Source organism: Thalassospira sp. MBR-102 (genome assembly GCF_040549275.1).
GTDB lineage: Bacteria > Pseudomonadota > Alphaproteobacteria > Rhodospirillales > Thalassospiraceae > Thalassospira > Thalassospira xiamenensis.
In genome coordinates, this window is sequence record NZ_JBEPTC010000005.1 from 229,037 (window position 1) to 250,554 (window position 21,518).

The window sequence follows — 21,518 nt, forward strand, 5'->3', positions numbered from 1 at the left end:
CCGAAGGAACTGTCATGAGCAACGCAGAACTGATTGCAGAAGCCGGAAAGATCGTTGATGTCGCGGGCAAGGATGCGCCGCTGACGGTGCGTGGCCTTACCGTATCCTATGGCAACAAACCGGCGGTCTTTTCCGTCGATGCCTCTATCCCGGCGGGCTCCATGACCGCGATTATTGGGCCGAACGGGGCGGGCAAATCGACCTTCCTGAAAGGGACACTTGGCGTGATCCCCCGGCTGTCTGGCGAAATACGCATTTTCGGCAAACCGTTTCACGAGGCACGTGACCGGGTGGCCTATGTGCCGCAACGCGCCAGTGTTGACTGGGATTTCCCCGCACGCGTTATCGATGTCGTCCTGATGGGGCTTTATGGCTCGGTCGGGCTGTTTCGTTTCTGGCGGGCGCGCCACCGCCAACAGGCCATGGAATGCCTTGAACGCGTCGGCATGGCCGACTTCGCCACCCGTCAGATCGGGCAGCTTTCCGGCGGTCAGCAGCAACGCGTATTCCTTGCACGCGCATTGGCGCAAAATGCCGAATTTTACCTGCTCGACGAACCCTTTGCCGGGGTCGATGCCGCAACCGAACGGGCCATTGTCGCCGTCCTTAAGGACCTTAAGTCCGAAGGCCGGACAGTTGTTTGCGTGCATCATGACCTATCCACGGTTGCCGAGTATTTTGACCGCGTGCTTCTGATCAATGTGCGCCGCATTGCCGAAGGCCCGGTCGATACCACCTTTACCGCCGCCAATTTGCAGGAAACCTATGGCGGGCGACTGGCGACCACGCATATCGATGAATTGCGTCTTGCCTGATCAAATGCCCGTCTTGGCAAAGCCATCGGAACCACTCAGATGAGTTTTCTTGATTACTTCATAAGCGCCCTTTTCCTTCAGGCCGGATATAACAGCGCCCTTGTCGCGGTTGGGGCCGGGTTGCTGGGCCTTGCCGGGGGTGGTGCCGGTGCGTTTATTTTCCTGCGCAAACGAGCCCTTGTTTCCGATGCGATCAGTCACGCCACCCTGCCCGGTGTTGGTATTGCTTTCATCTTGATGGTTGCCTTTGGCGGGGATGGCCGCTGGTTACCCGGATTGATCATCGGATCGGCCATTTCATCGGGCATCGGGCTTTTGATGGTCGAATGGATCACACGCCAGACCCGCCTGACCGAGGATGCCGCAATCGGGGCGGTTCTGTCGGTTTTCTTTGGGCTTGGCATCGTTTTGCTGACGATTATTCAAACCATGTCGTCAGGCCGTCAGGCCGGGCTTGAAAACTTCCTGCTGGGATCGACCGCTGGCATGCTGATCAGCGAGGCAACCACAATTGCGATTGCCGGTGCCCTTGCCACCGCCTTTGTTTTCATGCTGCGCCGTCCGATGACGCTAGTGGCGTTTGATCCGGAATATGCCGCAACAACCGGTATCAATGTCCGTCATATTGATCTGGCCATGATGGGGCTGGCGCTGATTGTTACCGTGATCGGGCTCAAGATCGTCGGTCTGATCCTGATTGTTGCCCTGCTGATCATTCCGCCGGTTACCGCCCGGTTCTGGACCAATCAGGTCGGACCGATGATCGGTATTGCCGCCGCCATTGGCGGACTTGCCGGTTATATCGGGGCGGTGTTTTCGGCCGCCGCCGCCTCGCTCCCGACCGGGCCGATCATTGTTCTGGTGGCGTTCGGGTTCTTTGTCTTTTCCGCATTGTTTTCACCGCTTCGTGGCGGTCTGGCATCGGCCCTGCGTCATTGGCGTTTCCAGCGCCGCGTGCATCGCCGTCAGGGGCTTTTGGCACTGGCGCGACGCGAACCGATCTATGATGGATTTACCCTTCGCATCCTGCGTCAGTCCGGCATGATACGGCCTGACGGGGTGGCAACCCTGCGTGGTAAAACCGCATCGCAAAAGGCCGCCCATGACGAAGCAAGATGGGCGATGGCGCGGCGCATCCTGCCCGATGATTCAGCGATTGAACGCTATGACGGTCTAACCCCGATCGAGGATATGATGACACAGGATCAGATCGACGAAATCGACCGCGTGATTGCCGAACAGACCGGAGCCCCCGCATGATCGACAATCTGATCACCGCCCTGGGTGCTGAATTTGTGCAACTCAGCCTGACACCAATCGTGATCGGTATTCTGGGTGCGGTTGCCTGTGCCCTGCCCGGGAATTTCCTTTTGCTGCGTCGCCAGGCCCTGATCGGAGATGCGATCAGTCATGTCGTCCTACCCGGTATTGTCGTGGCATTTCTGGTAACCGGCACCATCACGGCCGTACCGATGATGATCGGTGCGGGCTGTGCCGCCATTGTTGCCGTCATCGTGATCGAGCTTGTCAAACGGCTTGGCCGGGTTGAGCCGGGGGCCGCGATGGGGCTTGTTTTTACAACCCTTTTTGCCGCCGGTGTGCTGCTGCTTGAAATCACAGACACCAGTTCGGTGCACATCGATGTGCAACATGCGTTGCTGGGCAATCTTGAAAGCCTGATCTGGTTTGATGCCGAAGGATGGCAATCGTTGCTTGACCCGGCGGCCCTGGCAACCCTTCCGCCCCAGTTACCGCGACTGGCGGTCGTTCTTTTGGGGATCGTGCTGTTCATCACGCTATTCTGGAAAGAATTGAAAATATCGACCTTTGATGCCGCCTTTGCCGAGGCGATTGGCATTCGAACCCGTGTGCTGGGATTTGCGCTGGTTGTCGCCACCGCAATTGCCGCAGTTGCCGCCTTTGATGCGGTCGGATCGATCATTGTGATTGCGATGTTTGTCTGCCCGCCTGCCGCAGCCCGCCTGATGACCAACCAGCTTGGCTGGCAGATCGGATGGAGCGTTGTGTTTGCCGTAATTTCGGCAGTTCTGGGTTATGTTTTTGCCGGATACGGGCCGGGCTGGTTCGGGTCGCCCTATGCGGTCAGTGCGGCCGGCATGATCGCCACGATTTCCGGTATTATCCTGTTGCTGGCCTGTCTGTTCGGACCGCAACGCAAACGTACCGGCCAGCGCGCCGAAGCGTAAAGGAGGCTTGCATGACAATGACAAAACTGACCGGATCAACACTTGATCTTAAACGGGCATCGCGCCGATTGGCAAAAATCCGCCGCGCGATTGCCGCCGCCCGCAAGCTGGGTGCCTGAAACCGGCATCAGTTTGATCTCGCCCTGAGCCTTCCAGAACGGCATACTGGGAGCATGGTGAAATCTGTATTCTATCGCTATCTGTCGACTGCCTGTTTTAGCTGTCTGCTGTCGGGCATGGCGGGTGGCGTGGCATTACCTGCAAAAGCACAGGAATTCAGAACCCTTGCAGACATCGAACGTGACCTGAACCGTTATGAAAAGGTTGCACTGCACAGTTTCGCCGACCGTGCTTCCTTTCTGTCGATCATTGATCGGACGCTTGGCCTTGGTAACATAAAAGGTGTGGATCTGCTGTTTGCCAAACTGCCGCAGTCGCCCTTTACCGTATCGGGACGCCGCGGCAACAATCAGGCAGTACCGTGCCAGATTTTCATTCCGGCAAAAATCGCACCGGGTAGCGGGACTGAAATTTTCGCCGACCTGATGCGCGGCTGGTTTGGCAATCAGCTTCACTATTCCAGCAGTGCCGATCTGACCTATGGCTGGTTGATGCGCCACGAAGTGCGCCATTGCGATCCGTCACATTTCGGCGATGGCGGCACCAAGGAACGCGATAACGAAATCGAAGCCGATCTTTTCGCGCTGAACGTCATCACCGATCCGGTTGTTCGTAAAAAGCTGGCGCAGGATGCGCTGGCATTTCGCATGATCACCGCGACCCTGTTTGCCAGCAGCAGCCATATGACCGGCCTGTCACTGAAACGTGCATTGCATGACACACAATCAGGAAACGATCCGACGGCTGCCGACGAAATGGCGGCCTTTCTTGCGGCGCGACAACAAGTCTTCGATCACGCCAAAGCCATCACCACAGGCCCCCGTCCGACCAATCACGATATCATTCGCGCCGTGATCGAACTGGCAGGCACGCAACAAGGCAATCTGCTGGTTGCGGAAATTCTGGTCGACCTTGATCAGGCCATCGCCCATTTCGCCCCCGAACTGCACGACCGAAGCAAATCAGTCCAATAGCACCTGAACAAAAATCAGGCCGTCTTGCGCCAGAAGGTCATGGCGAGACACTGATCACGGTCAAGGCCGACTTCCTTCCGCCATATCTGATGAATGGATTTATAGCTGGCCTGCTCGACCCCGGCCCAGCAATAGACACGCGCCCGATCCTTGGGCACTTCGATACGGCTGACCGCCTCGCGGATCGGACTGGTATCGGTTGCGGGATGGGTATCACGACACACCCATTCAATCGCGATCCGGCTTTTGGTGGCCAGATCGATGATGTCAGCCGAACTTTGTATCTCGATCAATGCATGTCCGCTGGCATGTTCGGGCAGTTCTTCAAGATAACGGCCAATCGCCGGAAGGGCGGTTTCGTCACCTGCAAACAGGAACCAGTCGGCATCGGGCAGTTCCCCACCCAGCGGCCCGGTCATGCCGATCCGGTCCCCCGGTTGCGCATGAAGCGCAAAGGCAGACCCGGGGCCGTTATCGCCATGCATGACAAAGTCCACCTCGATCCAGCCTGCCTTGGCATCGATCCGGCGGATGGTGTAAACCCTTGGCGCAACCGCATTTTCACCCTCGGGCCAGACCACCATACCATTGGGGGCCAATGTCGGCCATTGCGGTTCGCCAACATCACGTGGCGGGATCAGAAGGCGCATGTGAATGCCATCGCCATCGTAAAATTCCAGATCATCCCCCGCCAGCCGCAACCGGCGCATATGAGATGACAGGTCCGTCACACCAATCACACGAAGTTCCCGGAAGTTCGGCAGCTTGCCGTTGCTTTCCCCCGCCCCCTTCCAGCGGCAGTCAAGATCGGCTTCGGGTACGATGCTTTGCAGGATGGCAATAAGTGCGGCCTTCATCTGTGCAACACCGGCCTCGCTTTTTGAGCCGACTTCGATATCAAGGTGCTTTTCACCGGGCTGCAAAGTCAGATGCCCGACCGAAAGTGAAATCTTCGCACCGTTGTCATCGTTCGTCACATCGCAATCATGTTCGGCATAATAAGCTGCAACCGCGTTTGCGACATCGGCACTTGCGCTCAGAACGATGCGGGTTTTGGCAATCAGCGGGCTGTCAGACTTTACAGGCATCAGATGACTTTCGGTGGCGGTTGGGGGCAACGATTGACCGTGCATCATTGATAATAAAACTGATAGGCATTCTCAATAAAATTATTGTCATTGCAATCGTCGGGTCATGTTACATCATGGCCCGACCCGCACCGGTCGGATGCGTGCACCAATGCATGAATGACCGGAAGTCCATGATCCATAAAGACGAAACAATGCCATGACCGATAAAATCCGCCGCCTGAAGTCCTTTGAATTCGCCACTGCCGTTGATTGGGCCGCACAGGAAGGCTGGAATCCGGGTTTTTCGGACGCGGATGCGTTTTTCAATACCGATCCGCTGGGCTTCTGGGGGACGTTTGACAAACAGGGGCTGGCCGCCGTGATTTCAGCCGTGCATTACAATTCGGATTACGGATTTGTCGGCTTTTACATCTGCCGCCCTGATCGTCGCGGCGAAGGCCTTGGTTTGCGGCTTTGGGAAACCGTGCTGGGCGAGGCGGTTGCCAAAACAATCGGTCTTGATGGCGTTGTCGATCAGCAGGAAAACTATCGTAAATCTGGCTTTGAGTTGGCCCATCGCAACCTGCGCTTTGGCGGCGTGGTTACGGCACAAAACCCGCAAAACGACGACCTGTTCGAACTTCTGATCAATGATATCGCCATCATTGATGCCTTCGAACAGACCTGCAAACTGTTCCCGGAAAGCCGGATCGAGTTTCTGCGCGGCTGGATTTCTGCGGAAAAGCACACCGCACTGGCCCTTCGCGGCCCGATGGGATTGCGCGGCTATGGCGTGATCCGGCCGTGCCGCACCGGGCATAAGGTCGGGCCGCTTTTTGCCGACAATATCGACGATGCCCGCACCCTTTTCCATGCCCTGCTTGCCACCCGCAAGGAACAGGATCAGCCGGTCTATCTTGATATCCCCGATGGCAATGAAGCCGCCCGTGCCCTGGTCGAAGAACACGGCATGCAGGCGGAATTTGAAACCGCGCGCATGTATCGCGGCAAAGCCCCAGAACTCAATCTTGAAATGACGTTTGGCATTACATCGTTTGAATTAGGCTGACTATCCTTACCGGTGGGTTGAGCCCCCGACAAAAGTCGACTAACAAACGTATAGTATGTCCTAGACATTCGCGATAAGCATATAAGCGGATCGGGAAGGCACAGATATGGATTGTTCGCGCCGAGCGAACGAATTATGCCGGATTTTATCCGCTTGCTATGGAAAATCCGTCTGCAACCTCCCAATTTGATGGATTGAAACGGAAAATATAACCGCCAACACCATGACACGTATCAGGGGTACCGCGTTTTGATGTTTGCCAGAACAGAATGGTTGCCTGACAGCCTTGAAGAAAGATTGCCTTTTTCGATCCCGAACCAGCTTTTGCCGCATGAATTCATAACGCCGGAAAACGTATAAGCATCATGGATATTGCAACACTTATCGGGATCGTCGCCGGTATGGGGGTTATCTTTGGCGCCATCCTTATGGGCGGCAGCCTGAATGCCTTTGTCGACCTGCCATCGATCATGGTTGTTTTTGGCGGCACGGCGGCGGCAACGCTGATTAAATTCCCGATGCGTGATGTGATCAAGTCGCTGAAGATCGGGATCAGGATCGCCTTCAAGAACCCAAAGGAAGATCCGCTGTCGATCTATGAAAAGGCCATCGAACTTTCAACACTGGTGCGCAAGAACGGCCTTCTGGGGCTTGAGAATGTCGAGATTGAAAACGACATCATGGCGCGCGGCATTCGCATGTGTGTCGACGGCCACAGTGGCGAAGTCATTCGAAGCTCGATCTCGAGCGAGGTCGAAAAATCGATCCAGAATGACGAACTTGGCGAACTGATGTTCCGCGGGATTGGTGATACCGCCCCGGCCTTTGGCATGATCGGCACACTGGTCGGTCTGGTGCAGATGCTGGCCAACCTGTCGGACCCCGATGCCATCGGCCCGGCCATGGCGATTGCGATGCTGACCACTTTTTACGGTGCGGTTCTAGCCAACCTGATTGCGCTTCCGGTTGCCGACAAATTGGCCCTTAAGGTCGAACAGCTTAAAAGCACCAAGCAGCTGATTATCGAATCTGTGGTCCAGATTCAATCAAGCCAAAGCCCATTGGTGATGAAGGAAATTCTTGGTCCCTATTTGCCGGGCGGTATTCCCAAAGATACCGACAGCGAAGGCAGCGAATAAACCGCGCAACATTCATTTACGACAGATACATAAGGCAACAGGCGTAGAAGATGGCAAAGAAACCGGCAGCAGGAGCTCCCGCATGGATGGCGACATTCGCCGATCTCATGTCATTGCTGCTCGTGCTGTTTGTGCTGTTGCTCACCTTTGCCGAAATGGATGTCATCAAATACAAACAGATTGCCGGATCGGTCAAAACCGCGTTTGGCTTTAGCAAGCAGGACGAACTGGCCGGTGTTGTCGAACTTGATGGTTCGATCCTTGGCAAGGCGCTGAAACAGCCGACCCCCGACACCCCCCGCATTGTTTCCAATATCCCGCCCGTCGAAACGCCCGAGGTCGAGATAAAGGAAGGCGACAGCAAATCTGAAAAGGCCGAGGCCCTCGAAGAAACACTGGAAACCGTGCTTCATAAAATGGGCATGACAAACCAGATCGGCGTTGATCGAAAAGACGGCGACGTGGTTGTCCGTTTTCCGAACGAGATTGCCTTTCCATCCGGCTCTTCGGGGATGACAGCAGAATTTGCGGCCATCCTGAACCGGCTTGTACCGGTCATCAACCAGACCGAAGGTCAGGTCGTGGTTTCCGGCCACACCGATAACATTCCGGTATCGTCAAATTCGCCCTATATCTCGAACTGGGATCTATCGGCGGCGCGGGCCACATCGGTCATCCATTACATGATTGATCAGAATGGTACCGACCCGGCCCGCATGGTTGTGCAGGGCCACGGTGACAGCCGCCCGATTGCCGACAACAGCACGCCCGAAGGCCGGGCACAGAACCGACGCGTCGAAATCATGATCGAAATGGTCGATGACGCCGGAAACAATAGCGGCGCGACGACATTCGGACCGACCGGTGGCACAAACACGGAAACAGGCAGTGATGGCATTCCATCACCCGAACAACGTCGAAGCTTTTCAGTACCGGGCAACCAGTAATCATCGGATGCAACCGGGTGACAAAACCCGATAAAGCAGGCAAGCTTGGTGGAATGACAACGCGGTCGCCAAAAAAACTATCCGTCCTGTATGCCGATTACAGTGACCGGAACATCAAGGCAGTGCAGACAGCACTTGAACCGCTGCATCTGGCGGCCTTTCATGCGAGTGACGACCGCGACGCCATCATCGAACTGACCCGTACGCACCGCCCGGATCTGATCCTGATCGGTCTTTATCTGGACGGTATTCGCGGTATTTCGACCATTCGCGATCTGCGTCAAAGCGCGTCGGATGCCGATCCATTCTGCAATCAGGTCCCGGTCTTGCTAGGCGCGCCAAAACTGGATCGTCGCGCCATGCGCGATGCGGTCGAAGCCGGGATTGAAGGCGTCTTTCGCCAGCCGGTCGACGCCGATCGTTTGCGCAAGATCGTTCAAACCGTGATTAAAAAGCCGCGCCGCTTCGTATTCGAAGGCAATTATTTCGGCCCGGCACGCGAAGGCGATAATATCGCCGAACCATCGCGCAAAATACGCCAGCCCCGCAATGCCAGCGCCCTGATCGACCGCGAGACTGAAAAACCGGCCCGACGTCATGACGACATCAAATCGCCTGAACCTGCCGAGGAACCGGCATCGGACCAGAATGGTGAAAAGCCCGCAGCCAAACCGCGACCGTCGCGGTCCGTCACCCTGAAACCTGCGATGCACTCCAAAACATCATCACGCAACGCTGCCACGGTCACACAGACGTTGGACACCAAACGCTCCACCAGTGCCAAGATCGGCATTGAAACCTCTGATGCCAAACCGGGGAAAACGCAGCGCGACTATAACCTTGATGCGGCAGAATCCGTGCGCGCGGTGCTTTCCCCCGTACCGCAACCGATTGAAACCGCCAAACTGACCGATGACGCAGACCCGGTCGACACCAGCATTGATGAAAAGCTGGTTGAGATCGATCTGACCGAAGCCCTTAAGGGGCATCGGCTTTGGGTTGATACCGGCGGCAAGGAGGGGGCGATGATGTCGATCCGGCACGCCGATCTGCGCGATGCCGATCTTGAAGGCATCGACCTGACCCGATGTGCCTTGCCGCATGTGTCGTTTCGCAATGCCAATTGCAAAAAGGCGGTGCTGCGTCGTTGCGATATGACGGCGGGCGATTTCATCGGCTGCAATCTGGATCATGCCGTGCTTGCCGCCACCCGTCTTTCCGGTGCCAGCTTTACCGATGCCATCTTGCGCAACACGGTGTTTCTCGGCTCTGATCTGTCAGGTGCGACATTTCGCGGCATGACCCTGCACAATTGCGATCTGAGCGGAGCCAATCTTGCCCAAACCGATTTCCGCGATGCCGATCTGTCCACGGCCAAGGGATTGTTCGCAGAACAGATCCAAGGCGCACGGATCAACGCCAATACCCGCCTGCCACGTGACATGAAGCTCAAGGATTAAGGATCAGGCTTAAAGCCTAGCGCCGACCAAACATCTTTTCGATGTCGTGCAGTTTCAGTTCAACATAGGTCGGGCGGCCATGGTTGCACTGCCCTGAATGCGGGGTGGCTTCCATCTGGCGCAATAGTGCATTCATTTCATCAGCATTGAGCTTCCGCCCGGACCGCACCGACCCATGGCATGCCATGGTCGCGCAGACATACATCAGCCGGTCCTTAAGGGCCATGCCCTGCCCCAGTTCGACGATCTCGTCGGCCAGATCGCGCACCAGCCCCGCAACATCAACCTTGCCCAGCATTGCGGGCACTTCGCGCACCACCAGCGCACCGGGGCCAAACGGCTCGATCACCAACCCCAATTCGGCAAATTCTTCGGCACGCTCAGCCACCCGTTCGGCAGATGCCTCGTCCAGTTCGACGACTTCGGGCAACAGCAATCCCTGCCGTTTAACGCCATTTTCCGCCAGATCGGCCTTCATACGTTCATAGACAATGCGTTCGTGGGCGGCATGCTGATCAACAATCACCAAGCCATCGCGGGTCTGGGCGATGATATAGTTTGCATGCACCTGCCCGCGCGCAGCGCCCAGCGGATGATCAACAAATTTGGCGACATCAGTGTCGTCGATCCGTGCCGACGGGGCAGCACCGGCATACCCGCCACCATATCCCCCGGCCAGCGCACTGGCGGCAGCCGCGGCAAATCCGCCATTATCACCGCCGGTCTCTCCACCGGCAAAATCACGCCCGCGATCAAACAGGCCACCAAACGAGGTTGCCGGTGCCTGTGCCGCGTAATCGCGCTGTATGGCTGCCGAACCTGGATGGCTGGGTTGATAGGACCCGAAATTATACCCGCCCGAGGCGGGGCGCCCGCCGCCATAGGGCAAGGATGGTCCGTCACCTTCGCGCCGGGCTGCGCCCAGCGCCATATCGGCCACCGTGGTCGATGCCCGGTGCCCGGCCCCGGCCAAGGCGTGTTTGAGCGCGCCGACGATCAACCCACGAACCATGCCCGGATCACGGAACCGGACCTCGGTTTTGCCAGGATGGACGTTGACGTCAACATCACGGGGCGAAAGTTCAAAAAACAGCGCCAGCAACGGATGACGGTCGCGCGCCAGAAAATCCTGATAGGCCCCGCGCACCGCCCCCTGCAACAGCCGGTCCTTGACCGGGCGGCCATTGACAAACATGAACTGCATCTGCGCGTTGCCACGATTCAATGTCGGCACCCCGGCATAGCCGGTCAGGCGAATGCCTTCGCGTTCTGCTTCGATCTGAAGGGCGTTATCCTGAAATTCACGGCCCATAACTGCCCCCAGCCGTTTCAGGCGGGCATCGAACAAATCACCTTCGCAGGCCGGGTAATTCAAAATCTGCTTGTTGCCGTCCCCCGACAGGGTAAAGCCAACATCGGGCCGCGCCATCGCCAGCCGATCCATGATTTCGCGCGCATACATCTGTTCGGTCCGCGCGGTTTTAAGAAACTTCAGCCGGGCGGGTGTCGCATAGAAAAGGTCGCGTACCTCAACTCGCGTGCCAAACGGGTGGGCCACCGGTTCCGGTGCGCTTTTCGCCCCACCTTCAACCGTCAACGTCCAGGCATTTTCCGCCCCGCGCACCCGACTGGTCAGGCGCATCCGTGATACCGATCCGATGGATGGTAAGGCTTCGCCGCGAAACCCCATAAAACCGATATTGAACAGATCATCATCGGGCAGCTTGGACGTCGCGTGACGTTCGACCGCAAGGCCAAGTTCATCGGGCGTCATGCCCTTGCCATCGTCAGTCACCGACAACAGGGTCCGCCCACCATCGCGCAAGGTCACGTCTACCCGCGTTGCCCCGGCATCCAGCGCATTTTCCACCAGTTCCTTCAACGCCGCAGCCGGGCGTTCAACCACCTCACCGGCGGCAATTTGGTTGATCAGGTTCTGGGGCAGGACGCGCAGGGTCATGAAGGGAAATGCTCGTTAAATCGGGGTGATATTATTGTGATTGAAACGAACCTATCAAAGCACAAAGCGCGGCGAAATGCCTTTCACCGCGCTTTGTACATTTTAAAGTCAGGATCGGCTTAAAACGCCAGATCGCCTTCGGGTTTGCCCACCACCGTCACGGTAACATTGGCCGGATCAAGCAGTTCGCTGGCAACCCGGTTGACGTCATCAAGGGTGACGGCCTCGACAAAGCTATTGCGTTTATCAAGGAAGTCCTTGCCCAGTTCCTGCATCTGCATGCCAACCAGCATGCCCGACAGGTTGCCAAGGCTGGTAAAGCGCAGCGGGAAGGCCCCGGTCAGATAGGATTTGGCGTTATCGAGTTCTTCCTGCGACACGCCTTTGTCCTTCATCTTCTGCCATTCATCGCCAATAATCGACAGGCTTTGGCCGATGGCATCGTTGCGCGTCGCAACTCCGCCCGTGATCAGCTCAGCCTTGTCCATATCGGCCAGATAGCTGTATACGCCGTAAGCAAGGCCGCGCTTTTCACGCACTTCCTCTGTCAGGCGCGATGAAAAACCGCCGCCGCCAAGGATATAGTTCATGACATAGGCGGCATAGAAATCCGGGTCCTTGCGCGCGATACCCTTCTGGCCCCAGACTGCCTGGCTTTGCGGGATGTCCTGCTGAATGACCTCGATCCCGCCAAATTTTGGCGTGACTTCGGGAATGGCCGGAAGGTCGCTTTTGTCCGGCAGACCGCCAAAGGCTTCGTCAAGCAATGGGCCGAGTTCCTCGGCCGTGATATCGCCCGCGACCCCGATCACCAGATTGTCGCGCGCCATGGCATGACGGACAAATTCACGGAAATCATTGGCATTCAGGCTACTGACCGATGCCATCGTTCCCGATACCGGATTGGCATAGGGATGATCACCAAAGATCGATTTGAAAAACGCCTTGCCGGCAATATCGCCCGGATCATTTTCCGCCCGGCGCAAGCCCGAAATCACCTGTGCACGGATGCGTTCAACCGCCTCGTCGTCAAAGCGCGGCTCGGTAAGCGCCAGACGCAGAAGATCAATCGCCGTGTCGCGTTCGCGCGTCAATGTCACCATTGATCCGGAAAAATCATCGCGACCGGCATCAAAGGAAATGCTGATCGACCGGTCTTCCATTTCGGTGCGGAAGGTCTGGCTGTCCATTTCGCCAGCCCCCTCGTCGATCAGGCCCGACACCATATTGGCAAGCCCCCCCTTGCCTTCCGGGTCGGTCGCGGAACCGGCCCCCTTGAAGGCAAAATCAACCGTCAGAAGCGGGTTCAGGTGATCTTCGATCAGCCATGCGGTAATGCCGCCATCCGATGTGACTTCCTGTACCTCGACAGCCCTTGCGTGGCTGGCAAATGACGTCATCAACAGGGTGGCCGATGCCAGCCCCAGCAGGGTTTTGCGCATTTTCATTACCGGAATTGTCTTTGCAATATAGCTCATGATCAATGCACCTCCTGCTCGCCGGTGACCGGCGCGGTTGGCATGCCGTTCACCGGGCCGCCTTCGGGCGGCTGCAACCAGCCGGTTACTGAACGTTTATCGTCAAATACCGATTTGGCAGCTTCGTTGACCTGCTCGACCGTTACCGACTTGATCCGATCCGGCCAGCTTTCAACCTGATCGACGGTCAAACCAACCGCCAGCGCTTCGCCCAGGGTACGCGCAGCCGCCGAAAGGGAGTCACGGGCGAAAACCGCACTATCAAGAAGCTTCTGCTTGGCACGCGCCAGTTCTTCCTCGGTCACGCCATTTTCCGCAACCTTGGCAATTTCGGCATCTACCGCCTTCTCCAGATCGGCCAGTTCGACACCGTCGCGCGGGACGGCATACAGGCCAAAGCTTGCCAGATCAACCGCAACCGGGTCATAGAAAGTCCCGGCACTGGTCGCAATCGACTGATCGACAACAAGGGATCGGAAGAAACGGCTGGTCGTGCCCGATCCAAGGATTTCGCTCAGGACCTCAAGCGGGGCGGCCTGATCGGCATTTTCGCTGTTGTAGGACGGTGCAAGGTAATAACGCGACATGGATGCCTGCCCGACGCGCGGATCGGTCAGCGTTACCTTGCGCGGGGCATGCTGGGTCGGTTCCTTGACACGGTGGCGGGTGGCAACGTCGCCCGCCGGAATGACACCATAATATTTTTCGGCCAGCGGTTTAAGCTGATCCATGGTGATGTCCCCGGCCACGACCAGAATGGCGTTATTGGGCGCATACCATTTGCGATAAAACGCCAGCGCGTCATCGGTCGACAGGGTTTCCATCTCATTGAGCCAGCCGATGATCGACCGGCCATAGGGATGGGCCATATAAAGGGCAGCCCGCATCTGTTCACCCAGAAGCGCACCGGGATTGTTATCAATCCGTGATCTGCGTTCTTCGATGATCACGTCGCGTTCGGGTAAAACCACATCATCGGAAAGCTGAAGATTCTGCATCCGGTCGGCTTCCATCTGCATGACCATTTCAAGCCGGTCACGCGCGATATTCTGGAAATACCCGGTATAGTCCCATGCGGTGAATGCATTGTCATTGCCGCCATTGCGCGCAACGATCTTGGAAAAATCACCCGGGGCAATGTCCTTCGTACCCTTGAACATCAGATGTTCAAGGAAATGGGCAATCCCTGATACGCCCTCAGTCTCGTCGGCGGATCCGACCTTGTACCAGACCATATGGGTTACGACCGGGGCGCGGTGATTTTCCACCAGCACAACCTGCATGCCGTTATCAAGGGTCATGGTTTGCGGGCTGAAAACCGCCGCCCCGGCCAAATGGGGGCTCAGGATCATAAGAACAGCGGCAAGCAGGCCAATTGGCCCGCGCGCAAATATCGAAATCGGGGATCGGGTCGGAAATGTCATTACGTCATCCCAATGCTATAAGCAGGATCGCCAGGAAGCAGGCAGGGTGCCTGATCTATACGGCAACGGACAAGTTTTGATTAAGAACTGAATATGACAGAACAAGGGCGCGGAAAGACCGCGCCCTGCCATAATTCGAATTTTGTTCTATTTCCGGGACAACTCACCGGAAAGTGACCGCAACACCCTAGAAGATATCTTCCAGCCAGCCTTTCTGACGGCGTTCGATGACCGGTGTTTCACCTTCGGAAACCGACTCACCCAATGCCTGCTGATCGCGGATGCGCTTGGCTTCGGCTTCGGCATCAACCTGGGTGCCAAATTGCGGTTTTTCCTGCCAGAAGATCAGCTTGTCGACGACGCTGTCGCTTTCTTCGATAAAGATCGATGTTTCACGATCAACCGTGGTGCGGATTGCCGGATCGGCATATTGCGCGCCCGACTGCGACAGCAGGGCAACCTGCCCCTGACTGCGATTGCCATCGGTGATATCACGCTTGACCGCGTCCGGGTCTTCACCGGTCAGGATACGACGCGCCTGATCGGTGGTCGTGCCGGTCTGCGGGCGCGGTGCGCCCGGTTCCGGAACACGCAGCGTGAAATCAGGCGGCAGGCTCAGCGGTGCACGGGAAACAACCTGAAACTCGTCCGGAGCCGTTTTGTTCAGACCAAACGTTTCACGCGTTGATTCACAACCGGACACGGCAAATGCCAAACCGCCCAGCAGCGCAACTTTGAAAATCGATGTCGATAGTTTCCGGGCCATTGATGCCTCTTTACCACTCAGTCTCCGGCACGGAATTGCCGGATCAAAAATTACCTGGATGATTTTTTACCGCCAAACAGGGAATCGATCAACAAAAGGACTGCACCAATCGTAATTGCGCTGTCCGCAATGTTGAAAACCGGCCAATGATAGCCTGCAACATGCATATCGATAAAGTCGGTTACCGCCCCGTGACGCAACCGGTCAACAAGGTTGCCAACCGCCCCGCCAACCACAAGCGCCAGCGCAATGCCCAACAACCGGTCGCGCGTCCGCCACATCCAGATCAGGAAGCCGACGGTAATTGCCGCCGTCGCCAAAATCATGACCCACGGCGCCTGCCCCTGGAACAGGCCGAATGAAACGCCACTGTTCCATGCCAGCAGGAAATTCATGAACGGCGTGACTTCAATCACGCGATGCGGGTTTGACAATCCGTCAATCGCCAGCTGCTTGGTCCACTGATCGACGGCAAAGACAACCGCAATAATGACCAGCCCAAAGACAAAGGCACGATGTTTCATCAACACTCTTTCTGTCTTGCCTGAACACGGTCTTCCGAATGGACAGACCAGAACCGGAAACGGGCCGCCTTATTGGGCGGCCTCGATCCCCATTTCATCAACGGCATCAGCACAGCGCAGGCACACGGTTTTGTGCACCGGGTGGCTGCCGACTTCGGGCAATGTCTGCCAGCAACGCTCGCATTTCTCGCCCTCGGCCAATGCCGGAACCACACCAACGCCGGTAACTTCTTCAAGGGTATAGGCCCCTTCGGGTGCGTCGCCGGTGATCAGTTCTACATCAGATGTGATGGCGATTTCGGCAAGATTAAGGCCATTAAGCGCTTCGACATATTCCGCCGTTGCATAGACCTTCGGTGCGGCATCAAGGCTGGCCCCGATGCGTTTTTCGGCACGTTCCAGTTCCAGCGCACCGGTTACAACGCGACGCAGCTTGCGGATTTTTTCCCACTTGGCGGCCAGCGCGTCGTTTTTCCAGCCATCCGAGATCGTGTTGAACGTCTCGGAATGAACCGAACTGTCGGCACCATAGCGCGCGCGCCATGCCTCGTCGGCGGTAAAGCACAGAACCGGTGCCAGCCAGCGCACCAGACTGTCAAACACGCGGTCCATAACGGTACGCGCCGCACGGCGTTTGGCACTGCTTGGCGCGTCGCAATAAAGCGCGTCCTTGCGGATATCGAGGTAAAACGCCGACATATCAAGCGCACAGAAGTTATGCAGTTCGATAAACAGCGTATGGAAATCGAAATCCGCCGTCGTCTTGCGCACCAGATCGTCCAGCTTGCTCAGACGATGCAGAACCCAGCGTTCCAGTTCCGGCAATTCGTTATCCGCAACCTTTTCCGCCTCGGTAAAGCCGTCAAGATTGCCCAGCAGGAAACGCAGCGTATTACGCAGGCGGCGATAGATGTCCGAATGACGTTCGATGATCTCGTGGCTGATACGCAGGTCATCGTGATAGTCGGAACTGACCACCCAAAGACGCAGGATATCCGCACCAAGCTTGTTGATGATGTCCTGGGGCGCGATGACGTTACCAAGCGACTTGGACATCTTGCGGCCTTCGCCGTCCAGAACGAAACCGTGCGTCAGAACCGCGTCATACGGCGCACGGCCGCGCGTGCCGCAGGATTCCAGCAAAGAGCTATGGAACCAGCCGCGATGCTGATCCGACCCTTCAAGATAAAGGTCGGCCGGCCATTTAAGGTCCTGGCGTTCTTCAAGCACGAAGGCATGGGTCGAACCAGAATCAAACCAGACGTCAAGAACGTCGGTGACCTGTTCGAAATCCTTGGCATCATATTTGTCGCCCAGGAAATATTGCGCATCGCGCGTGAACCACGCGTCGGCACCTTCGGCACAGAATGCTTCGTAGACGCGGTCAAGTACACCCTGATCACGCAGCGGTTCACGGGTGTTTTTATTGATGAATACCGTAATCGGTACACCCCACGCACGCTGGCGCGAAACGCACCAGTCCGGGCGGTTGGCAATCATCGAATGCAAACGGTTGCGACCAGCTTCCGGCACAAAGCGGGTCTCATCAATCGCCTTCAACGCCTTTTCACGCAGGTCATTATCCTTCATGGAAATGAACCATTGCGGTGTGGTGCGATAGATAATCGGGGCCTTGGATCGCCAAGAGCACGGATAGGAGTGCTTCAGACGCCCGCGCGACAGCAATGCGCCAACTTCGATCAGTTTGGCGATGACCGCCTCATTGGCATCGGCTTCCTTGCCGTTTTCATCATAGATGCGTTTGCCGGCAAACAGCGGCACGGTCGGGTAATAAGCCCCGTCGCCATCCACCATTTCCGGCACTTCAAGACCATATTTCAGACCGGTCTGGTAATCGTCCGGGCCGTGCGTCGGCGCGGTATGGACAAAGCCGGTACCGGTATCGGTCGTGACATAATCCGCGGCCAGAAGCGGTACGTCAAACTCATAACCCTGCCCACGGAACGGATGGGCAGCAACGGTGCCTTCAAGGTCGGAACCTTTAAAATTGCCAACAACCTTGTGTCCGGTGATACGCCCCTGCTTGCAAACGTCTTCGACCAGATCGGCACAGATCGCCATTTTCTCGCCGACCTTGGCCCAGGCTTCTTCGGCGGTTTCGGTCACTTCGATCACGACATAGTCGATCTCGGCCCCGTACGAAATTGCGCGGTTGCCCGGAATGGTCCAGGGGGTCGTCGTCCAGATCAGGATCGTCGCATCGGAAAGGGCTTCGACCCTGGATGAAACAACCGGGAACCGGACATGGATCGTTTTGCTGGTATGGTCGTGATATTCGACCTCGGCCTCGGCCAGGGCGGTCTTTTCAACCACCGACCACATGACCGGCTTCGAGCCCATATAGAGCGAGCCGTTCATCAGGAATTTGCCAAGTTCACGGGCGATCGATGCCTCGGCCTTGTAATCCATGGTGACATAGGGATTGTCCCAGTCGCCCATCACGCCAAGACGTTTGAATTCCTCGCGCTGGATATCAAGCCATTTCTGGGCGAACTCGCGGCATTCCCTGCGGAATTCGGCGATGGGAACATCATCCTTGTTCTTGCCCTTGGCACGGTACTGTTCTTCGATCTTCCATTCGATCGGAAGGCCGTGGCAATCCCAGCCCGGAACATAAACCGCGTTCTTGCCCATCATCTGCTGCGAACGGGTGATCACGTCTTTCAGGATTTTGTTGAGTGCATGACCAATATGCAGGTGGCCGTTGGCATAGGGCGGACCATCATGCAGGACAAACATTTCGCGATCCGCCGAAATACCGCGAATTTTGCCATAGAGATCCTCTTTCGCCCACTGTTCCAGCAGGGTCGGCTCCATCTTTGGCAAACCCGCCCGCATCGGAAAATCGGTCTTGGGCAGGATAACGGTCTTTTTGTATTCGACACTCATCGTGACGGTCCTGTCGTCTTTAAACAAATTACAAGGGCGAACCCCCGGTGATACTGGCTGCCCCCGTAAAGGCGCGCGGATCATAACGGGTTCGACAACAATTTCAAATCTTGCCGAGAATCTCTTTGGCGGCAATCACATCCGCAGCGATCTGGGCTTTCAGTGCGTCAAGCCCATCGAACTTCTGTTCGCCCCGGATAAAGCCGTGCAAACGCACGCGAACGCGACGGCCATAGATGTCCTGATCGAAATCGAACAGGTGGGCTTCAAGCCCGGCATCCGCATCCCCGCCAAAGCTGGGGCGCACACCAATATTTGCGACTCCGTCGATCCAGCGTTCGACGGTTTCATCATTTTCTTCCGATATCAGGCCAAGCTCGACGGCATAAACACCGAATTTCGGACGCAGATGATTGCCAAGTGCGACATTGGCGGTCGGAAAACCAATCGTGCGGCCGCGCTGATCGCCCTTGATCACCACACCGGCAACTTCCCACGGGCGCCCCAGCAAATGGGTCGCATCCTGCGGGCGGCCTTCACGCAATGCCTGCCGGATCGCGGTCGAGGAATAGATGATCCCGTTATCATGCGTAACCGCCTCGATCGCCGTCACCCCGAAACCGGATTTTTCGCCGATTTCACGCAGCAGATCGACATTTCCCGCCCGGCCCTTGCCAAAGCAGAAGTCCCAACCGACAACGACATGGCGCACACCAAGTCCATTCACCAGAATGCGTTCGATAAACTCTTCGGCGCTCATCGCGGCAAAATCGCGATTAAACTCGGCTTCGAAAAACAGATCGATATCCAGATCGGACGCCGCCGTAATCCGGTCATCGGCCGATGTCAGACGGAATTCGGGTTCGCCTGCGCGGAACAGCATCCGGGGATGAGGTTCGAACGTCAGAATGCCCAGCGGTGCATTCAGATCGCGAGCGATCTTGCGCGCATGATCAAGCAACGTCTGATGGCCCAGATGAAGGCCGTCAAAATTGCCAATCGCAACAACCGCGCCACGCGCGTCATTACCCAGATTGTCAAAAGATCGAAAAACGCGCATCCGCGCCGGTCTCTCTTTTTTGCTCGTCATCATGCCGGCAGATCGCATATCCGCACAGTCCAGCGGGCAGCTATAAAGCGCGCAAGCCCGAAGCGTAAAGACTTTTCCGACAAAAAGCGTCTGGCTGCTGCTATGCGCCCGGATCATTGTGGTCGCAGATTTTTAAAAAATCGCGCTGTTTTACCCCTTGACCTCAACTTTACTTCAGGATGCAGGATCATTGTCACGCCCCCCGACAAAGGGGTTTCAACCAATACCGGTAAGCGATCAGAACCTTTTGCACCACCACACGGAACCCCGGCCTGCCTCGCGCCAATCAACCCGATCGGAGACTGCCCTGTGACTGACCAGCCCCTAACACGCCAGCAAGATATGCCAACCGAAACACCAAGCCTTTCGATCCGGATCACCATGCTGCTTCTGGCGTCGCTGACGATCATGTCGGGCGCGCTGATCGCGACATCGCTTCCGGGGATCGAAGCCCGCTTTGCCAATCATGAAAATGTCGTGATGCTCAGCCGCCTTGTCCTGACACTGCCCGGCCTGTTCGTTGCCATCGGTGCGCCCTTTGCCGGGGCGATTGCGGATCGGATCGGGCGCAAACCGCTGCTTCTGGTGTCGCTTCTGCTCTATGGAACCGCCGGTGCATCGGGCCTGTTTGCCGACAGCCTGTCTGGCCTTCTGATCGGTCGGGCGTTGCTTGGTCTTGCGGTTGCGGGAACCATGACCACCGCCACCGCCCTTGTCGGCGATTATTTCAGCGGTGATATGCGCGACCGTTTCATGGGATATCAGGTTGCCTTCACCGGACTTGGCGGGCTGGTTTTTATTGCCGGCGGCGGTGTTTTGACCGAACTGCACTGGCGTAGTCCCTTTGCGGTCTATGCCATTGCCTTCCTGCTGATCCCGGCGGTTCTGAAAGTATTGTATGAACCCGAACCGGTCCGGCACGAACCTGGACACGTTCCCGCAGATGATGTCACCCGGCGCGATATTCTGCTGGTCGCATTATTCTGCCTGATCGCCGCCCTTAACAGCACGGCCTTCTACCTGATCCCGACCCAGATGCCATTCTATATCGAAAAACTCGGCATTGCGCCCGCCAGCGGCACCGGTCTTGCCATGGGCCTATTGCCACTGGCATCGGCCATCGCATCACTTAATTACGGACGTCTGCGGCGTCACTTCACCATCCCGGCCCTGTTTGCCATTGGTTTTGGCATTATGGCAGTGGGCATGAACCTGATCGCCCTGACCCAGGATTATTTCGGCATTGCCGGTTCCATCGGATTGACCGGGTTGGGATTGGGCATGGTGATTTCGAATATGATGGCCGGTGCCATGGCGGTCGCCCCACCATCCATCCGTGGTCGCGTTGCCGGGGTGCTGACGGCCAGCATCTTTATCGGCCAGTTTCTATCCCCGCTGATCAGTCAGCCATGGGTGGATGCGTTTGGATACCGCGCGATCTATCACGATATGGGCATGCTTGTCGGATGTTTCGCCGTGGTCGGACTGCTGACCGCCATCAGACGCCGGATCAGCGTCACCGCCTAGGGCAAAGCTCCACCCCGCCCCCGTGCCGATGGGGTTTC

At 56.9% G+C, this 21,518-nt stretch carries 17 protein-coding genes; 9 read left to right on the forward strand and 8 right to left on the reverse strand.

Annotated elements, in window-relative coordinates; genetic code table 11:
* Positions 1-14: 14 nt before the first annotated feature.
* From ABIE64_RS11590 to ABIE64_RS11605, 4 genes are all read left to right on the forward strand, one after another.
* Positions 15-815, forward strand: coding sequence for a metal ABC transporter ATP-binding protein (locus ABIE64_RS11590; RefSeq protein ID WP_065701762.1), 801 nt, complete (start codon positions 15-17; stop codon positions 813-815).
* Positions 816-854: 39 nt separating this feature from the next.
* Positions 855-2,075: a metal ABC transporter permease gene (locus ABIE64_RS11595; RefSeq protein WP_354377511.1), complete on the forward strand. Its 1,221-nt coding sequence runs from the start codon at positions 855-857 to the stop codon at positions 2,073-2,075.
* Complete coding sequence (locus tag ABIE64_RS11600) at positions 2,072-3,022, forward strand: metal ABC transporter permease (protein ID WP_065701764.1); 951 nt, start codon at positions 2,072-2,074, stop codon at positions 3,020-3,022. Before ABIE64_RS11595 ends, ABIE64_RS11600 begins: the two co-directional genes overlap by 4 nt.
* A gap of 173 nt (positions 3,023-3,195) precedes the next feature.
* Positions 3,196-4,116: a hypothetical protein gene (locus tag ABIE64_RS11605; protein ID WP_354377512.1), complete on the forward strand. Its 921-nt coding sequence runs from the start codon at positions 3,196-3,198 to the stop codon at positions 4,114-4,116.
* Between the two features lie 14 nt (positions 4,117-4,130).
* Here the strand turns inward: ABIE64_RS11605 and ABIE64_RS11610 are convergent, their stop codons facing one another.
* On the reverse strand, positions 4,131-5,204 hold the full coding sequence (locus tag ABIE64_RS11610) for a siderophore-interacting protein (protein WP_065702139.1): 1,074 nt from the start codon (positions 5,202-5,204) through the stop codon (positions 4,131-4,133).
* A gap of 199 nt (positions 5,205-5,403) precedes the next feature.
* Here ABIE64_RS11610 and ABIE64_RS11615 point away from each other — a divergent pair, with 199 nt between their 5' ends.
* The 4 genes from ABIE64_RS11615 to ABIE64_RS11630 all read left to right on the forward strand — a co-directional run bounded on the left by ABIE64_RS11615 (position 5,404) and on the right by ABIE64_RS11630 (position 9,801).
* Positions 5,404-6,255 (forward strand): GNAT family N-acetyltransferase, encoded by an 852-nt coding sequence (locus ABIE64_RS11615; protein ID WP_354377513.1) that lies wholly within the window; start codon positions 5,404-5,406, stop codon positions 6,253-6,255.
* 365 nt (positions 6,256-6,620) lie between these two features.
* Positions 6,621-7,394, forward strand: a complete 774-nt coding sequence (locus tag ABIE64_RS11620; protein ID WP_110252553.1) for a motility protein A — start codon at positions 6,621-6,623, stop codon at positions 7,392-7,394.
* Positions 7,395-7,444: 50 nt separating this feature from the next.
* A complete protein-coding gene (locus tag ABIE64_RS11625; protein ID WP_354377514.1) occupies positions 7,445-8,341 on the forward strand; it encodes an OmpA family protein in 897 nt (298 codons plus the stop codon).
* Positions 8,342-8,358: 17 nt separating this feature from the next.
* Positions 8,359-9,801: a pentapeptide repeat-containing protein gene (locus tag ABIE64_RS11630; protein ID WP_354377515.1), complete on the forward strand. Its 1,443-nt coding sequence runs from the start codon at positions 8,359-8,361 to the stop codon at positions 9,799-9,801.
* A gap of 16 nt (positions 9,802-9,817) precedes the next feature.
* Here ABIE64_RS11630 and mutL read toward each other — a convergent pair whose 3' ends face one another.
* The 7 genes from mutL to ABIE64_RS11665 form a co-directional block, all read right to left on the reverse strand.
* Positions 9,818-11,761: a DNA mismatch repair endonuclease MutL gene (gene mutL / locus ABIE64_RS11635; RefSeq protein WP_354377516.1), complete on the reverse strand. Its 1,944-nt coding sequence runs from the start codon at positions 11,759-11,761 to the stop codon at positions 9,818-9,820.
* Positions 11,762-11,880: 119 nt separating this feature from the next.
* The gene (locus ABIE64_RS11640) at positions 11,881-13,239 is read right to left on the reverse strand and encodes a M16 family metallopeptidase (RefSeq protein WP_065701770.1); all 1,359 of its coding nucleotides are present in this window, start codon (positions 13,237-13,239) and stop codon (positions 11,881-11,883) included.
* Positions 13,240-13,241: 2 nt separating this feature from the next.
* The gene (locus ABIE64_RS11645) at positions 13,242-14,663 is read right to left on the reverse strand and encodes a M16 family metallopeptidase (RefSeq protein ID WP_063093213.1); all 1,422 of its coding nucleotides are present in this window, start codon (positions 14,661-14,663) and stop codon (positions 13,242-13,244) included.
* A 187-nt stretch (positions 14,664-14,850) separates the two neighbouring features.
* Complete coding sequence (locus tag ABIE64_RS11650; RefSeq protein ID WP_007090157.1) at positions 14,851-15,429, reverse strand: DUF3035 domain-containing protein; 579 nt, start codon at positions 15,427-15,429, stop codon at positions 14,851-14,853.
* A 50-nt stretch (positions 15,430-15,479) separates the two neighbouring features.
* Positions 15,480-15,953, reverse strand: a complete 474-nt coding sequence (lspA, locus tag ABIE64_RS11655) for a signal peptidase II (RefSeq protein WP_007090158.1) — start codon at positions 15,951-15,953, stop codon at positions 15,480-15,482.
* 69 nt (positions 15,954-16,022) lie between these two features.
* Entirely contained in the window at positions 16,023-18,863 is a 2,841-nt protein-coding gene (gene ileS / locus ABIE64_RS11660) for an isoleucine--tRNA ligase (protein ID WP_354377517.1), read from the reverse strand.
* Between the two features lie 103 nt (positions 18,864-18,966).
* A complete protein-coding gene (locus tag ABIE64_RS11665; protein WP_062948492.1) occupies positions 18,967-19,923 on the reverse strand; it encodes a bifunctional riboflavin kinase/FAD synthetase in 957 nt (318 codons plus the stop codon).
* A gap of 339 nt (positions 19,924-20,262) precedes the next feature.
* Between ABIE64_RS11665 and ABIE64_RS11670 the strand changes: the two genes are divergently transcribed.
* Positions 20,263-21,480 carry an MFS transporter gene (locus tag ABIE64_RS11670; protein WP_147262267.1) on the forward strand — a complete coding sequence of 406 codons (1,218 nt, stop codon included), beginning with the start codon at positions 20,263-20,265 and terminating at the stop codon, positions 21,478-21,480.
* Positions 21,481-21,518 lie beyond the last annotated feature (38 nt).

Coding starts and splice junctions, on each gene's coding strand:
- ABIE64_RS11600 (WP_065701764.1), top strand. CDS start 2,072: ATGATCGACAATCTGATCACCGCCCTGGGTGCTGAATTTGTGCAACTC.
- ABIE64_RS11625 (WP_354377514.1), top strand. CDS start 7,445: ATGGCAAAGAAACCGGCAGCAGGAGCTCCCGCATGGATGGCGACATTC.
- ABIE64_RS11615 (WP_354377513.1), top strand. CDS start 5,404: ATGACCGATAAAATCCGCCGCCTGAAGTCCTTTGAATTCGCCACTGCC.
- ABIE64_RS11605 (WP_354377512.1), top strand. CDS start 3,196: ATGGTGAAATCTGTATTCTATCGCTATCTGTCGACTGCCTGTTTTAGC.
- mutL (WP_354377516.1), bottom strand. CDS start 11,761: ATGACCCTGCGCGTCCTGCCCCAGAACCTGATCAACCAAATTGCCGCC.
- ABIE64_RS11620 (WP_110252553.1), top strand. CDS start 6,621: ATGGATATTGCAACACTTATCGGGATCGTCGCCGGTATGGGGGTTATC.
- lspA (WP_007090158.1), bottom strand. CDS start 15,953: ATGAAACATCGTGCCTTTGTCTTTGGGCTGGTCATTATTGCGGTTGTC.
- ABIE64_RS11665 (WP_062948492.1), bottom strand. CDS start 19,923: ATGCGCGTTTTTCGATCTTTTGACAATCTGGGTAATGACGCGCGTGGC.
- ABIE64_RS11645 (WP_063093213.1), bottom strand. CDS start 14,663: ATGACATTTCCGACCCGATCCCCGATTTCGATATTTGCGCGCGGGCCA.
- ABIE64_RS11595 (WP_354377511.1), top strand. CDS start 855: ATGAGTTTTCTTGATTACTTCATAAGCGCCCTTTTCCTTCAGGCCGGA.
- ABIE64_RS11590 (WP_065701762.1), top strand. CDS start 15: ATGAGCAACGCAGAACTGATTGCAGAAGCCGGAAAGATCGTTGATGTC.
- ABIE64_RS11610 (WP_065702139.1), bottom strand. CDS start 5,204: ATGCCTGTAAAGTCTGACAGCCCGCTGATTGCCAAAACCCGCATCGTT.
- ileS (WP_354377517.1), bottom strand. CDS start 18,863: ATGAGTGTCGAATACAAAAAGACCGTTATCCTGCCCAAGACCGATTTT.
- ABIE64_RS11650 (WP_007090157.1), bottom strand. CDS start 15,429: ATGGCCCGGAAACTATCGACATCGATTTTCAAAGTTGCGCTGCTGGGC.
- ABIE64_RS11640 (WP_065701770.1), bottom strand. CDS start 13,239: ATGAGCTATATTGCAAAGACAATTCCGGTAATGAAAATGCGCAAAACC.